The organism is Ginsengibacter sp., from assembly GCF_057362405.1.
This window is the reverse complement of sequence record NZ_JBMQQG010000016.1, coordinates 12,591-26,069: the sequence shown is the minus strand read 5'-3', so window position 1 is coordinate 26,069 and position 13,479 is coordinate 12,591. Positions and strand designations below refer to the sequence as shown.

General features: G+C 37.2%; 14 protein-coding genes. 5 read left to right on the top strand and 9 right to left on the bottom strand.

The genetic code is table 11. The features are described from left to right. Positions 1-360 carry a heavy-metal-associated domain-containing protein gene (locus ACO1O5_RS01260; protein WP_486267685.1) on the top strand — a complete coding sequence of 120 codons (360 nt, stop codon included), beginning with the start codon at positions 1-3 and terminating at the stop codon, positions 358-360. A gap of 24 nt (positions 361-384) precedes the next feature. Here ACO1O5_RS01260 and ACO1O5_RS01255 read toward each other — a convergent pair whose 3' ends face one another. Next, a complete protein-coding gene (locus ACO1O5_RS01255; RefSeq protein ID WP_486267683.1) occupies positions 385-834 on the bottom strand; it encodes an LEA/WHy family protein in 450 nt (149 codons plus the stop codon). A gap of 1,666 nt (positions 835-2,500) precedes the next feature. Here ACO1O5_RS01255 and ACO1O5_RS01250 point away from each other — a divergent pair. Continuing rightward, positions 2,501-2,887 carry a hypothetical protein gene (locus ACO1O5_RS01250; RefSeq protein ID WP_486267681.1) on the top strand — a complete coding sequence of 129 codons (387 nt, stop codon included), beginning with the start codon at positions 2,501-2,503 and terminating at the stop codon, positions 2,885-2,887. A 336-nt stretch (positions 2,888-3,223) separates the two neighbouring features. On the opposite strand, the gene ACO1O5_RS01245 is transcribed toward ACO1O5_RS01250, so the two are convergent. Both ACO1O5_RS01245 and ACO1O5_RS01240 read right to left on the bottom strand, forming a co-directional pair. Then, positions 3,224-5,224: a M56 family metallopeptidase gene (locus ACO1O5_RS01245; protein WP_486267679.1), complete on the bottom strand. Its 2,001-nt coding sequence runs from the start codon at positions 5,222-5,224 to the stop codon at positions 3,224-3,226. Then, positions 5,225-5,608 carry a BlaI/MecI/CopY family transcriptional regulator gene (locus ACO1O5_RS01240; RefSeq protein WP_486267677.1) on the bottom strand — a complete coding sequence of 128 codons (384 nt, stop codon included), beginning with the start codon at positions 5,606-5,608 and terminating at the stop codon, positions 5,225-5,227. It abuts the gene before it with no gap. A gap of 181 nt (positions 5,609-5,789) precedes the next feature. Here ACO1O5_RS01240 and ACO1O5_RS01235 point away from each other — a divergent pair, with 181 nt between their 5' ends. Beyond that, entirely contained in the window at positions 5,790-6,275 is a 486-nt protein-coding gene (locus ACO1O5_RS01235) for a cytidine deaminase (protein ID WP_486267675.1), read from the top strand. A gap of 1 nt (position 6,276) precedes the next feature. Here ACO1O5_RS01235 and rocD read toward each other — a convergent pair whose 3' ends face one another. The 5 genes from rocD to ACO1O5_RS01210 form a co-directional block, all read right to left on the bottom strand. After that, positions 6,277-7,509: an ornithine--oxo-acid transaminase gene (gene rocD / locus ACO1O5_RS01230; RefSeq protein WP_486267673.1), complete on the bottom strand. Its 1,233-nt coding sequence runs from the start codon at positions 7,507-7,509 to the stop codon at positions 6,277-6,279. Between the two features lie 190 nt (positions 7,510-7,699). Beyond that, a complete protein-coding gene (gene ispE, locus ACO1O5_RS01225) occupies positions 7,700-8,515 on the bottom strand; it encodes a 4-(cytidine 5'-diphospho)-2-C-methyl-D-erythritol kinase (protein WP_486267671.1) in 816 nt (271 codons plus the stop codon). A 64-nt stretch (positions 8,516-8,579) separates the two neighbouring features. Further along, positions 8,580-9,161, bottom strand: a complete 582-nt coding sequence (locus tag ACO1O5_RS01220; protein WP_486267669.1) for a bifunctional nuclease family protein — start codon at positions 9,159-9,161, stop codon at positions 8,580-8,582. A gap of 122 nt (positions 9,162-9,283) precedes the next feature. Beyond that, on the bottom strand, positions 9,284-10,246 hold the full coding sequence (locus ACO1O5_RS01215) for an electron transfer flavoprotein subunit alpha/FixB family protein (protein ID WP_486267667.1): 963 nt from the start codon (positions 10,244-10,246) through the stop codon (positions 9,284-9,286). A gap of 88 nt (positions 10,247-10,334) precedes the next feature. Continuing rightward, entirely contained in the window at positions 10,335-11,078 is a 744-nt protein-coding gene (locus ACO1O5_RS01210; RefSeq protein ID WP_486267665.1) for an electron transfer flavoprotein subunit beta/FixA family protein, read from the bottom strand. A 59-nt stretch (positions 11,079-11,137) separates the two neighbouring features. Here ACO1O5_RS01210 and ACO1O5_RS01205 point away from each other — a divergent pair, with 59 nt between their 5' ends. Together ACO1O5_RS01205 and tilS are read left to right on the top strand one after the other, a co-directional pair. Beyond that, positions 11,138-11,461, top strand: a complete 324-nt coding sequence (locus tag ACO1O5_RS01205) for a tetratricopeptide repeat protein (protein ID WP_486267663.1) — start codon at positions 11,138-11,140, stop codon at positions 11,459-11,461. Further along, entirely contained in the window at positions 11,461-12,834 is a 1,374-nt protein-coding gene (tilS, locus tag ACO1O5_RS01200; RefSeq protein ID WP_486267661.1) for a tRNA lysidine(34) synthetase TilS, read from the top strand. Before ACO1O5_RS01205 ends, tilS begins: the two co-directional genes overlap by 1 nt. Here tilS and ACO1O5_RS01195 read toward each other — a convergent pair. Further along, complete coding sequence (locus tag ACO1O5_RS01195; RefSeq protein WP_486267659.1) at positions 12,821-13,477, bottom strand: rhomboid family intramembrane serine protease; 657 nt, start codon at positions 13,475-13,477, stop codon at positions 12,821-12,823. The genes tilS and ACO1O5_RS01195 overlap by 14 nt on opposite strands. Positions 13,478-13,479: the final 2 nt, after the last annotated feature.

The window sequence follows — 13,479 nt, the reverse complement described above, 5'->3', positions numbered from 1 at the left end:
ATGAACAGCGTTATTCTTAGCCTAATTATGCTGGCGGGTTTTGCAACGTCAAGCTATGCTCAGCAAAAGGCCATCCAAAAAGCCGTTATCCAAACACCAAATGTTCAATGTGAAGCCTGCAAAACGAGGATTGAGAATCATTTGGCTCATGAAGATGGGATTTCATCGGTAAAAGCGGATTGGAGAAGACACACAGTAACTGTTGCGTGGTATACCGATAGAACCAATATTGAAAATATTAAAACCGAATTGGCGAATCTTGGTTACGATGCGGACGATGTAACCGCAGACCCCGATGCCTATAAGAGGCTTCCCATTACATGCCAGCATGTGACCCATCCTCCAGCACCAAAAAAATAAGAAATTTCAAGTGATAACCGTTTGTCAGAATAATGAAAAGGTTTCTTTGGTCTCATAGTTAACCGGGAAACTCATAAATACGTTTGCCTTGCCGATTCTTATCTTGCCGGTCAACTTTACTGTCACTTCTTTTCCGGTTAAAGCGCTCCACGCATTTTTATAAATATTCTGCATGTCTACGTCAAATTTTACCGGCAACATAAAGGTGTCCCTACGCGGAATCCTGATAAGTGTATCTAATGAGCTATGCCCCAGCATACTGCCATCTACGTAGATATCCATATCACTGTTCTTTAATTGCATTCCGAAATTGTTTGGATTATAATAAACAATATCTAAACTCACTGTCGAATTATTAAATCCCAGCTTCTGTATGGAAAAATTATGAAATGATTGATATTCCAGTTCCTTAGGGGAGGAACATGATAAAATCATTAGGACAGAAATGAGAGAAAGTCGCGTCAAATTTTTCATGTTTCAAAAATTGGTTTTGTCTGCCTAATAAATTTCCTGATACTTCTTCACAATTTAAAGTAAACTATCTATCGCAGGTTCATGTACAAATCTTTTTGGTTAAACATTATAACTTTAAACCACCAGACGATTACTCCATTTTCGCATCCAAAATTTGTTTACGCATGTTAAGAATGTTGGCCCCTACATTACTGGGTTGAAAATATATTGTGCGGATAATAGTTTACACCTGGCAGAAACATGCTCATTCTTTCACTTAATCCGTCATTCGATTGTCGTCATACTCAATGTAAAATCTAGAAGGAAATTTTGACAGCGTCCCGACAAAATATTCCCAATGAGAAATTGGGTTTCATTCCCTTTTGAATTTTAAATTTCTCCAACCCCACCAAAATGTTGCGAAAGGTTAATCCCCCTTTTTTGACTTTAAATGCCCTCAAAGATTGCTTGTCAAGAGAATATCTTTTTGAAAAGAAAGAGGGGAAATGCCTCCGACACTATGGCATACTTTAAATAAAGGGCATAAATTTAATCTTGTGGATTGAAAATTACGTCCTGGCCCTGAACTTTCAATGATACTAAATTAGATAGTATTAACACAAAAATACTCGCAAAATTTGATGTTAATATAATTAGTATTTAATTATGTAACTAATAAGTTGTTTATTATAATATTATGATTATTATATTCTATTTAATTTTCTAATGCATGCCGGCTAAAAGCCAAATATTACCACACATTATCGAAAAATAGCAAACAACTGTCATATTTACATATATTATTTATTAAACAATAGATTATAAGTACATTATAAATCACATGTTATATTCAATTTCAAATTAATTTACTTATAAATCAAAATTATAATATATGCAGCACTGAGCAGTTGAAAAGGGCGAGAACAATTCAGTTTTAATCCGGGCAAGGTGAAATAATGACAGTTCTATAAGTGTAAGGGACTATCTTGAACGAAATTTGTGACTAAGGACTGGGCATTTTAAAATTATTGTAAATATTTGCCGTAAAATGAAAACACGATCTATATAAAACGATTTTTGGTTAAAATATTCTAATAATTTTTGAAATAGTTGAAATTTTTCAAATGGAAGGTTGACCGTAAATTTACGGTCTTGCATTATTGAAATATGTACTCTATGTTTGCATCTGTAAGTGAGAATGTTTTACCTCAACTTCTTATTTGCCACCAAATTTCTACCTGGTGTATTAACTAACCGCTTCACTATCCTTTCTGAAATCCCGCTTATTTTATTGCGACATTAGTTATTAAATAAAGAAACTCAAACACAAGAAATGAATAGAAATTCTACATTAAAAGGAAAGATTATTTTGATCTTCACTAATTCAACTTTCTTCTCTTCTTATTTCACCCAGGCATTTTCCTTTGCCCTAAAGCATCAATTTATTCAACCTGCTTTAGTAAAAGAAAGAGAAAGATCTCAGTCTCACCCCTCACTTAACAATTTGAGATCGGACTTCCGACAATAATTGATAATTTCCCCAGGAACATTTATCATTAACCGGAAGTAAAAAGCAGTTTCTATATTTAAGTGAAGTGTTTTAGAGATACGTCAATACCTTATGAAATTACAGCCCCATCCAATATTCATTGCAAATCAAAATTTTAAAAATTAAAAAATTTAAGCAATGAATACGAAACAAATAAGTAAAAGTATAATAGCCCTGGCAGTATTAATTTGGGCTTATTCAGAAGGAACATGCCAAACACAACAGGCTAAAATAAACTATACCAGTTTTACTCTAAATGCAGTTAAAAACGTAATAATGATTGACTGGGCAACAGATAATAAAGTTGCTACCAATTATTTTGAAATTCAAAGAAGCATTGATGGAGTAAATTTTAAAACAATTGCGATGGTAATGGGACCGGATCCAAAACAAACCAGTTGCGATTGTTACGAAGGCTTTGATAAGCCCTCAACCAATAGACATAAATATTTTTATCGCCTTAAGCACGTGAGCACAGACGGTGAAGTTGATTTGAGTGAAACGAAAATGCTGGCTTTAAAATAACTAATATAAAATTATTCTAACTCGTTTTCTTTGGGGGTTACAGAACCTAATTGGTTCTTAACAAACGCCGCATTTCTATGCGGCTTTTTTTATTTGGTTAGGATTGCAAGCACAAGGGTAAGAGGGCATGCCCCTATTTGCTTAAATGTCATCCATTCTCGTTATTAGTTATCGTTTCCTGTAGCGAAGCTGCATATGAAATTACATTATTAGAATCACGCTTATACGGGTTATGGTTTACCGGTTAAAGCGGAATTCTCGAATAAGCAGATAAAAATAAATGTTCCTGGAGCTTAAATACAATACAGAGGATGAGTAAAAGGGGATGCAATTATATCACGGTAAATCAGTCAACTCAACATTGATTATGCTTTTTTGACCTGGCTTGTTTGTATCGGTATCAAAAGAAAATTGTATAAACTTTTTTTGATGTAATTTATTGGACTTTAGATTGGGCTTATGCCTTGGCGATAAGTTTCCGCTCGTTATTGATGGCGCATCACTATTGCCATTGATGCACACAATAGTATTATCTTCCGCATTTCCTTCAGATGGCCGACCGGAGCTATAGTTTAGACCATATGAATTTTTATTCATGCTGTCAGCATACCAGTTCCGGGTTCTCTGGTATTCACGTTGCCTTCTGACATTATTGTTGTAAACCATGACCATCTTTCTGGGTAATAGTGAATCCCGAAGTTGATTTTCTTTGTTCATTATTTCTTTGAAAGACTTCGCCGCATTCTTTAATTTATCATCATTCTTCAACTTAGAAAGTTCTTTTGATTTTTCAATAAAAAATTCAACCTGCTCTTTCGTAGGCAATTTAGCAATCTTCACTTTTGAAAAGTTTTCACGTATATCATTTTGAACTTCGCTCCAGTTAATGTTTTCAATTTCTTTGTATGCCAGCTGTAAGTTTTCGTTTAATTTACTAACGTCAATGCTGCTAAGGTCAATGTTGAAATCGGTACTTGAAAACGGAAAATTTTTAATGTTGATAGAGGCAGGCAATTTTAACTGGCCGTCATCAAAGAAAACACGCGGCGCTTTTAAAGCCAGAGCTGGCGGCGCATTTTCTGGAAATCCGTCTGTGGCTGCTTTCTCGTTCAGGTTTTTATCCTGTTCATCAGGAAAGCCGGTAATAATTTCATTTTTGAGTGGCGCTATATCTCTTTTCCTTGGATTGTATTTAGAAATTGGTTGCTGAAAATCTTCCTTTGTTGTATTAAGTAAATTAGCAGCCTTTACTGAAAGATCATCTTTTTGGGATATGTTAGCTTCCATATTTTTCTGCAAATTTCTGTTAGCTGTTTGTTTCTTTTCACCGGGAGAAAGCCATGCCACTGAACAAATAATAGCAGTTACCAATAGCAGCGCAAGTAGTTTCTGGCCATAGTCGAATTGCGTTGAAACAACATTGCCGTTTGTTATTCTCTTGATGCGTGATAGGAGTTGCTTTTTTCCTGAAACGGCGCCAATAGCGAGTTTGAAATTGGTTTCCCGCGATTGTTCTAATCGTAATAAAGCAGATGCATAAGAGTGAGGATCGTAGCGATATTGTAATACAAAATCATCGCAACAATTTTCTCTTTCCCGCTTGATAACCTTCGACAGTAAGACGACAAAGGGATTAAAAAATAAGATTGTTTCAATAACGGCCACGACAATGTTGATTACATAATCGTTTCGTTTAATGTGCGATAATTCGTGCAAAATAATTGCCTCAAGTTGATCACCGGACAAATTATTTAATGAAGCAAAAGGGATTAGAATAACCGGTTTAATAAATCCTATTGTTGCCGGGACATCGATGTGTTGAGAAATCCACACACTTATCTTACTAGTAATTCCCATTTGTGCGGCAACTTTATTGGTAAAAGCTTCTAATTCCCTGGGAGGGCTCACTAAACGCTTGTTCGAAATAATGTACACATATCTGTAAGCGGTAATGAGCCTCACTGTCAGGAATAGTAAAAGAAAGATATAGGCAACTGACAAATATGGAAGCGATGACCCGGCGTACGATAAAAATTGCTGCAAAACAGTGGATGTGTGAGTGGCCGAAAGTTCAGGCGTGGAGGCCGATAAAGTGGCCACCGCTAATGCTGCCTGGTGACTTACCAGTTTAGAAATGAAACCTGAAACGAACAAAACAAAGGATAAGAATAAAAGTATCGTGCTGAGATTATTCTTAAACCTCGCTGATGCATTTTTATAAGAAACAGATATTGTTTCATACAGGATCCAAAGTATTAAAGCCTGCCACAAACTGTCCAGAATGGCGCTACCGAGGGCCTGTAGAAAAATTGAATGTTGCAATGCAGCAAAGTCCATTTATTCCTTTTTTAAGTTGTCAAGATATTTTTGAATTTCATCCAATTCATTTTTTGATGCTTTCTGATTACCCAAAGCCTGCAAAACCAATTGGGTAGACGAACCATAAAACAATCCTTTAATCATCTTATCCAAAAACTGTTTTTGTGTTTTTTGCATGCTGACAGCTGGTGTATAAATATGCGTCTTAGCACTGTCATCCCGGGTTACCAGTTTTTTTTCAAACATTATTTGCATCAGCTTTAAGGTAGTAGTATAGCCTGATGTTTTAGTCTTTGAAAGTTCTTCATGTACATCGCGAACGGTTGCAGATCCACGCTGCCAGAGAATTTGCAGGATTTCTAATTCGCCTTCTGTTGGATTTAAATTTTTATTTATTGCCATGTTACGACTTTATTCGTAGGCAATATACGATTTTGTTCGTAACGCAAATACTTTTTTTTGACGAATGGCATCAAATTAACTTTCTTATAGACTCTTCAGCCCCTTGTATCAGCATCCCAATAAATTATTGATTTTGTTTTCCTGATTATACAAGGTAAGTTCGTTGTAAAAATAATGATGAATGAAAACAGAAGAAGTCAGGTTTAGCTTTTCATTGTTCGAATCGATTGACGAGTTAAATAAAGAAGATGCAGAGTTGTTAAGAAAAGCGAGAGATGCGACAAAATTTGCCTATGCCCCGTATTCAAATTTCAAAGTAGGGGCCTTTGCAAGATTGGAAAATGGCGAAACCGTTAGCGGAACTAACCAGGAAAACGCATCGTTTCCTGCAGGAATATGTGCCGAAAGGACATTACTGTCAACCGCATCATCTTTGTTTCCCGGTGTCGGAATAGATGCGATCGCCATTACCTATGATAACCTGAATGGCAAAAGTGACAAGCCCGCCAGTCCTTGCGGTATTTGTCGTCAATCTTTTGTAGAATTTCAAGATAGGACTAAAAAGCAAATTCGTATAATACTAAGCGGCATGGAAGGTAAAGTGCAAATTATTGAAAATGCAAAGGATCTTCTTCCGCTGGTATTTGGGGCCGACGACTTGAAGTAGCCTAATTCAACACCTCGAGGCTTTTTTCAATAATTTTTATACACTCACTTATTTCCTGGCGCGTAATAATCAGCGGTGGAGCAAACCTTATTTTGTCCCCGTGGGTAGGCTTCGCCAGCAAGCCGTTATCTTTTAGTTCAATACACAACTTCCAGGCAGCATCTTTATCCGCGTGATTAATTACTATCGCATTCAAAAGCCCTTTGCCTCTGACTTCATTAATATGTGGCGAATTAATTTTTCTCAATTCTACTCTGAAATATTCTCCCATTACTTCAGCGTTTGCTGAAAGGTTTTCTTCCCGTAAAACCTGCAAAGCAGCCATAGCGACTTTACATGCTAACGGATTGCCGCCGTATGTACTTCCATGTTCACCTGGTTTTATTGTAAGCATAATTTCGTCATCTGCAAGAACGGCACTTGCTGGTAAAGTACCGCCACTAAGGGCTTTCCCCAGTATCAAAATATCCGGGCGTACATTTTCATGATCGCAACAAAGCATACGTCCAGTTCTCGATAATCCTGTTTGAATTTCATCAGCAATAAACAATGCATTGGCATCAGCACAATATTGTTTTGCTTTTGCCAGATATCCATCGCCCGGAACCAATACACCCGCTTCACCCTGTATAGGTTCAACCAAAAAGCCGGCAACATTTTCATCTTTTAATGCGTCTGATAACGCAGAAAGGTCGTTATATGGAATAATTTCGAACCCTGGCAGATATGGGCCAAAATCTTTTCTTGCCACCTGATCAGTGCTGAAAGAAATGATGCCCAATGTCCTTCCATGAAAGTTGCCTGCGCACACAATTATTTTCGCCTGGTTATCGGGAATTTTTTTTACCGCGTATCCCCAATGACGGCAAAGTTTTAGTGCAGTTTCTACCGCCTCGGCACCGGTATTCATAGGCAACACTTTATCGTAGCCAAAATAGCCGGTGATATATTGGGCAAACTCTCCAAGCATATCACTATGAAAAGCCCTGCTGGTAAGGGTTAGTTTTTTTGCTTGCTCAACTAATGATTGAGTAATACGCGGATGGCAATGGCCCTGGTTAACGGCAGAATACGCACTTAAGAAATCAAAATATTTTTTTCCCTCAACATCCCAAACATAAATGCCTTCACCCCGGTCAAGAACCACAGGAAGCGGATGGTAATTATGTGCGCCATATTGATTTTCAAGATCAATAAAATATTCGGTTTTAGAAACAGTTGATAAGACTGGCATAACGAAAAATTAAAAAATAAATAAATTAGATAAAGAAAAGAAGAACCGGGGACGATATCGTCAGGCCTTGTGATCGAGGAAATCAAGATTTTGTAAAAGAAAATCAGGTATGTAAGACGTATTGATCAATTGAAGTATTTGACGGCAAAGATATTACTTATTTCTAAAATCAGAAAAGCAAAAGATAGATTTAAATGGTAGCGGTAAGTTTGTAATAATAATCCGGATCCGCCCTATAATTGATTACTTCATCGTTTTTAAATATACCAAAAATTGAACTGCCGCTTCCGCTCATAGCAGCATATATAGCACCTGCCATATAGAGATCTTCCTTAATTTTTTCTATATGAGGATACCTTTCAAATACATAATGTTCAAAATCATTGCACAATTCGTCTTTCCAGGATTCTATCGGTTGGCGAATAATATCCTTTATTTTTTTTGCCGGCGTCGCCGGCTTAATTTTTCTAAATGCTTCGGCTGTACTTATGTGCACTCCAGGATTTATTAAAACAATCTTGAATTTTGAAAGTGATAATTTAACTGGCTCCAGAATTTCGCCGCGGCCGGTTGCAAGGCAAGGCTCATTAAGCAAAAAGAATGAACAATCACTTCCTAACTGTGAAGCGTAGCCGAACATTTTGCCTTGGGGAATATTAAGATTAAATGTTTTGTTTATTAATTGTAACATAAATGCTGCGTCGGCAGATCCCCCTCCAAGTCCGGCCCCAACTGGTATTGTTTTATGTAAATGAATGTTTATTTCGGGAAGTTGAGGATAATCATTTTTGAGTAGGGTATATGCTGTGAGACAGAGATTACTACCCGGGTTACCTGCGGCAATTCCGGTGGTAGCGATGCGGGTTTTATTTGATGAATGGACTATCTCCAGCGCATCTCTTAAAGCAACGGGGAGAAAAACAGTTTCAAGGTCGTGGTAACCATCTTCCCTTTTACGCAGAATATTGAGGCCAAGATTAATTTTACAGTTGGGAAAAACTACCACTGATTTTATGAATTATGAAAATTACGGATCAGCCTTTTGCGAGCATAAAACTATAATACAAATGCTAGCTACTTCTCCTGGCTTTTATTTCATCTCTAATTGACGCTGCCTTTATATAATCTTCCTGTTCCAGAACTTCCGTTAATAAATTTTCCAATTCTGAAACAGATAATTTTTTTAGGTCATCGCTATTGGTATCGGTGTGAGATACAACTACCTTTTTCTTTTTATCGTCTTCTTCCATCAAAATCCCTGCACTGTCAAGAATATTATCGTAAGTGTAAATAGGACAGCCAAATCTCACAGCAAGGGCTACGGCGTCGGACGTGCGTGAATCTATCTCAACCGTATCATGCTCCGTTGAACAAACCAATTTAGAATAAAAGATGCCTTCCTGCAAATCGTTAATAATAATCTCGTGGAGCTCAATGTTAAAAGCAAGCATAAAATTCTTCATAAGATCGTGCGTGAGTGGCCTGCTCGGTTGCATTCTTTCGAGCGCAACAGCAATTGCCTGCGCCTCAAAACCTCCAATAACTATTGGTAGCCTGCGCAAGCCATTTACTTCACCCAAAACAACGGCATAAGAATGCGTTTGTGTGATACTATGAGATAGGGCAACTATTTCCAATTCTATTTTCTTCATACCAATCCCTGTATTTAATGAATTTTGATATTAGCAAATATATAAAAATTAACGCCTTCCATAAATGAAATGAGCGACGGAATTAAATTGTTTCAATAATTCCTATTGATTTTCGTAATGGCTTATGCTCCATTCAATTTTTTTACGGCCTCCGTAATTTTTGGAACCACTTCAAATGCATCACCCACAATACCATAATCGGCTGCTTTAAAAAATGGCGCTTCGGGATCCTTATTAATCACCACAATTGTTTTACTACGGTTAACACCAGCAAGATGTTGTATGGCTCCTGAAATTCCAATGGCAAAATATAAATTCGGTGCTATAGTAAGGCCGGTTTGACCTACATGTTCGTGGTGAGGCCTCCAATCGCTATCGCTTACGGGCCGGCTACACGCAGTTGCGGCACCAAGCGCTTTCGCCAGGTCAGTGACAATAGCCCAGTTTTCTGGTCCCTTTAATCCGCGGCCACCGCTCACTACAATTTCTGCTTCAGACAGAGGTACCTCGCCTACAACTTTATTGACTTCCTTTACAATTACCCTTGATGGCGGAACCGTAACATTAAGCTCGGTCACCTCGGCAACGCCTTCACCTTCATTAATTTTATATGCGTTCGCATTTAAAGAAATAATTTTTATTTCGGTTTTAATTGACACATTGGCAAATGCCTTTCCACTGAAGACGTTTTTCTTTACAACAAATCCGTTGCTTAAATCGGGTAGGGCAACGGCGCCGGAAACCAGGCCTGCATTTAATTTTACTGATAACCTCGGCACTATCGCTTTGCCATTGAAATTGTTTGAGAAGATAATAACATTTGCACCAATAAGTTTTGCTGCCTCTGCTATTACATCAGTAAACACACCGTCATCAAAATTGTTAAGCGACTCATTTTTTGATGAATGGATTTTTTTTAATCCATACTTACCTAAGGCAGTAAGATCTTCGATGATTGTTCCCAGTACAATTCCTTCTGCTGTAGTGCCCATTATTTCTGCAACCTTTGCGCCATAAGAAGCTGCTTCCAGCGAATTTTTTTTAATATGCCCTTCAGACTGATCAAGAAAAATTAATACACTCATTTTATTAATTAAGAATTAAAAATTAAGAATTGAAAATTATCTCTCTAAATTCTTTTATAAACTTTTCTATCCCCTTTGGAATTAGGGACTAAAAGACTTTGGCTTCCTCATGCAGCAATCGTACAAGTTCTGCCGGATTATCCGGCAGAACTAATTTTACACCAGCTTTGGGTGGTGGCAATTCAAAAGAATCTATTGACGTTAAAGTGTCCGCGTTAACTGGTTCAACTACTTTTAGCGGTTTTGTTCTTGCGCCCATAATTCCCCTCATGTTGGGAATGCGTTGTTCAGCAACACCTTTCTGGCAACTTATTACAGCCGGAAGGGAAACTTCGTCTGTTTCCTCACCTCCTTCAATCTCACGGATAACTGTAGCCGAAGTTCCGCTAAGTGTAAATTTGGTAGCTAAAGAAATGTAGGGTAAGGCGAGCAACTCGGCCACCATGCCTCCGATGGATGAGCCATTATAATCTATGGTTTCTTTTCCGGTGAAAATAAGATCGTAATTATTTTGTTTTGCAATTGCTGCAATTTGAGAGGCTATATAAAAACTATCACTGCTAGTGCTGTTTACACGATATGCTTCATCACCGCCGAGTGCGAGTGCCTTGCGTATTATAGGATCAGCATCCGCACCTCCCACATTTATCAAATGAAGAACGGTGGTTGGGTCTGCCTCTTTTAATTCAATAGCTCTAACCAATGCATACCATTCATCGTAAGGATTTAAAATGAATTGAACGCCTGCCTCGGCAAATTTCGTATTGTTATCAGTGAAGGCTATTTTTGCTGTGGTGTCGGGGGTTTTGCTGATGCAAACAAGAATCTTCATGTACCTCTTTTTTTTGAGTTGCGAAGATACTAAGGAAAAAAAACGTAAAAAATTATTTGATGGACAGAATTGAGAAACTGAAAGAATATATGAAAACAGCAGGAAAAGATAGTTTCCTGCAACATGCATTGGCATTAGAGTATATTAAAATTGGCAATAATGAAGAGGCGAGACAACTATTTAATGAAATCCTAAAAAGAGAACCCACGTACGTTGGATCTTATTATCACCTGGGTAAAGTACTCGAAAAACTGGGAGACAACACGAAAGCATTGCGTGTTTACCAAAGAGGAATGGAAGTGGCCGAAGCAGCAAATGATCATCACTCATATACGGAATTAAGGGCGGCTTATGAAGATCTTGAAGATATTGAAACCGTTTAATGATACAGCAAATGTCCCTCCTTCAAAGATTCGTTGCGTACTGTAAAAATGAAAATCTCTTTCAAAAGAAAGATCATTTGTTATTGGCTGTTAGCGGGGGTATTGATTCGGTTGTATTATGCGAATTGTGCAGAAAAGCTGGTTTCTATTTTGAAATAGCTCATTGTAATTTTCAATTGAGAGGAGAGGAGAGTGAGCGTGATGAAACCTTTGTGCAATCGCTTGGAGACTCATATTCCACAAGAGTTTTTGTTAAGAAATTTAATACTCAAAAATACGCTGACGCGAAAAAAGTTTCAATACAGGTTGCAGCAAGAGAATTGCGATATGAATGGTTTGAAGAATTGTTGAACAGGGAGCAGGTTCCTGTTCCCGATTCGGTGGCCAGGGGACTGTTTCTCCTTACGGCTCATCACGCCAATGATAATATTGAAACACTCCTGATGAATTTTTTTAAAGGGACAGGTATCAAAGGATTGCAGGGTATTCTGCCAAAACAGGGAAAAATTATCCGGCCATTATTATTTGCCAAAAGACAAGAGATCGTGTCATTCGCAACAGAAAATAATTTATTGTTTGTGGAAGATTCTTCCAACCTATCTGACAAGTATACACGAAATTATTTTCGTAGCCGGTTGATCCCATCCATTCAAAAAGTTTTTCCTGCGGTTGAGGAAAATTTGCTTAATAACATTGAAAGATTCAAAGACTGCGAAATGTTATATCAACAGGCAATTGATCTTCATAAAAAAAAGTTGTTGGAATTTAAGCGCAACGAAATACACATTCCTGTTTTAAAACTGCTCAAAGTTCAGCCGTTAAAAACTATTGTTTACGAAATTATTAAGGAATACGGTTTCACCGCTCATCAAACAGACGAAGTACTTCATTTATTAAAAAGTGAAAGCGGAAAATATATTTCATCAGCTACTCATAAAATTATTAAAGATCGCAAATGGATTATAATATCCCCGCATAATACGAGGGAAGCAACTAACATTTTAATTTATGAAAATGACAGAAAGATTGTTTTTGAAAATGGCCAATTGGAAATAAAAAAAATTGAAAAAGGTGAGTCCTCACTTTCAACAGAAAATTCAATAGCAATGCTGGATGCAAGAGATATTACTTATCCCTTGTTATTACGAAAATGGAAACAAGGCGATTATTTTTATCCATTAGGCATGCAGAAGAAAAAGAAGATTAGTCGTTTTCTTATTGATCAGAAATTGTCTATGACTGATAAAGAAAAAATTTGGATAGTTGAAAGTAATAAGAAAATTGCCTGGATTGTGGGCAGGCGTATTGATGATCGTTTTAAAATTGTTTCTGCGACAAAAAAAATTCTCAAAATTGTTTTTACCGAACAGTAATAATTTTCCTTGGGTCCATGTTCTTTACTGCATCAATAAAATGGTCCAACACTGGATAGCCGGAAAATAATTTGCTGGCAAGAATAAGAAAGACAATTCCGAAAAGTGCACCCCATATATGCGCAGAATGATTGATGCGGCCACCTCCTTTCTGATCTAACCAATAAGAAACGGCCAGGTATATGATACCAAAAAGAAAACCCATCATATAGATAGGAATAAATATTAATCCTATTCCCTGTAAAGGATTAAATAAAATATAGGCAAACACCACAGCGGATACAGCGCCGGAAGCTCCCAGGCTTCTATAATTGGAATTTGTTTTATTCTTCAAATAGCTGGGTATTAAGCAAACAATCAGCGCAAAGAGATACATGGCGATGTAAAAAAGTTTTCCGTAATTGCCGAATATGGCATCAAATATTTCTTCTGTAATATTTCCAAATAAATAGAAGGCGTACATATTGAAAAAGAGATGACCGGGATCGGCATGGATAAAACCGCAGGTTATGAACCGGTAATATTGTTTGTTATTTGTAATCGCAGGTGGATAAAAAATCAGGTCATCCATAATTTTTGGACTGCGAAACGCAGCTATTGAAATAATGGCGGTAATTATTATTATTATAACAGTAATTGTCATCG

Bases quoted from the DNA above. Each gene is read 5' to 3' on its own strand.
- ACO1O5_RS01240 (WP_486267677.1), bottom strand. From the start codon at position 5,608: ATGGCAATAAATAAAAATTTAAATCCAACAGAAGGCGAATTAGAAATC.
- ACO1O5_RS01210 (WP_486267665.1), bottom strand. From the start codon at position 11,078: ATGAAGATTCTTGTTTGCATCAGCAAAACCCCCGACACCACAGCAAAA.
- ACO1O5_RS01255 (WP_486267683.1), bottom strand. From the start codon at position 834: ATGAAAAATTTGACGCGACTTTCTCTCATTTCTGTCCTAATGATTTTA.
- tilS (WP_486267661.1), top strand. From the start codon at position 11,461: ATGATACAGCAAATGTCCCTCCTTCAAAGATTCGTTGCGTACTGTAAA.
- ACO1O5_RS01245 (WP_486267679.1), bottom strand. From the start codon at position 5,224: ATGGACTTTGCTGCATTGCAACATTCAATTTTTCTACAGGCCCTCGGT.
- ACO1O5_RS01205 (WP_486267663.1), top strand. From the start codon at position 11,138: ATGGACAGAATTGAGAAACTGAAAGAATATATGAAAACAGCAGGAAAA.
- rocD (WP_486267673.1), bottom strand. From the start codon at position 7,509: ATGCCAGTCTTATCAACTGTTTCTAAAACCGAATATTTTATTGATCTT.
- ACO1O5_RS01250 (WP_486267681.1), top strand. From the start codon at position 2,501: ATGAATACGAAACAAATAAGTAAAAGTATAATAGCCCTGGCAGTATTA.
- ACO1O5_RS01195 (WP_486267659.1), bottom strand. From the start codon at position 13,477: ATGACAATTACTGTTATAATAATAATAATTACCGCCATTATTTCAATA.
- ACO1O5_RS01215 (WP_486267667.1), bottom strand. From the start codon at position 10,246: ATGAGTGTATTAATTTTTCTTGATCAGTCTGAAGGGCATATTAAAAAA.
- ACO1O5_RS01220 (WP_486267669.1), bottom strand. From the start codon at position 9,161: ATGAAGAAAATAGAATTGGAAATAGTTGCCCTATCTCATAGTATCACA.
- ACO1O5_RS01235 (WP_486267675.1), top strand. From the start codon at position 5,790: ATGAAAACAGAAGAAGTCAGGTTTAGCTTTTCATTGTTCGAATCGATT.
- ACO1O5_RS01260 (WP_486267685.1), top strand. From the start codon at position 1: ATGAACAGCGTTATTCTTAGCCTAATTATGCTGGCGGGTTTTGCAACG.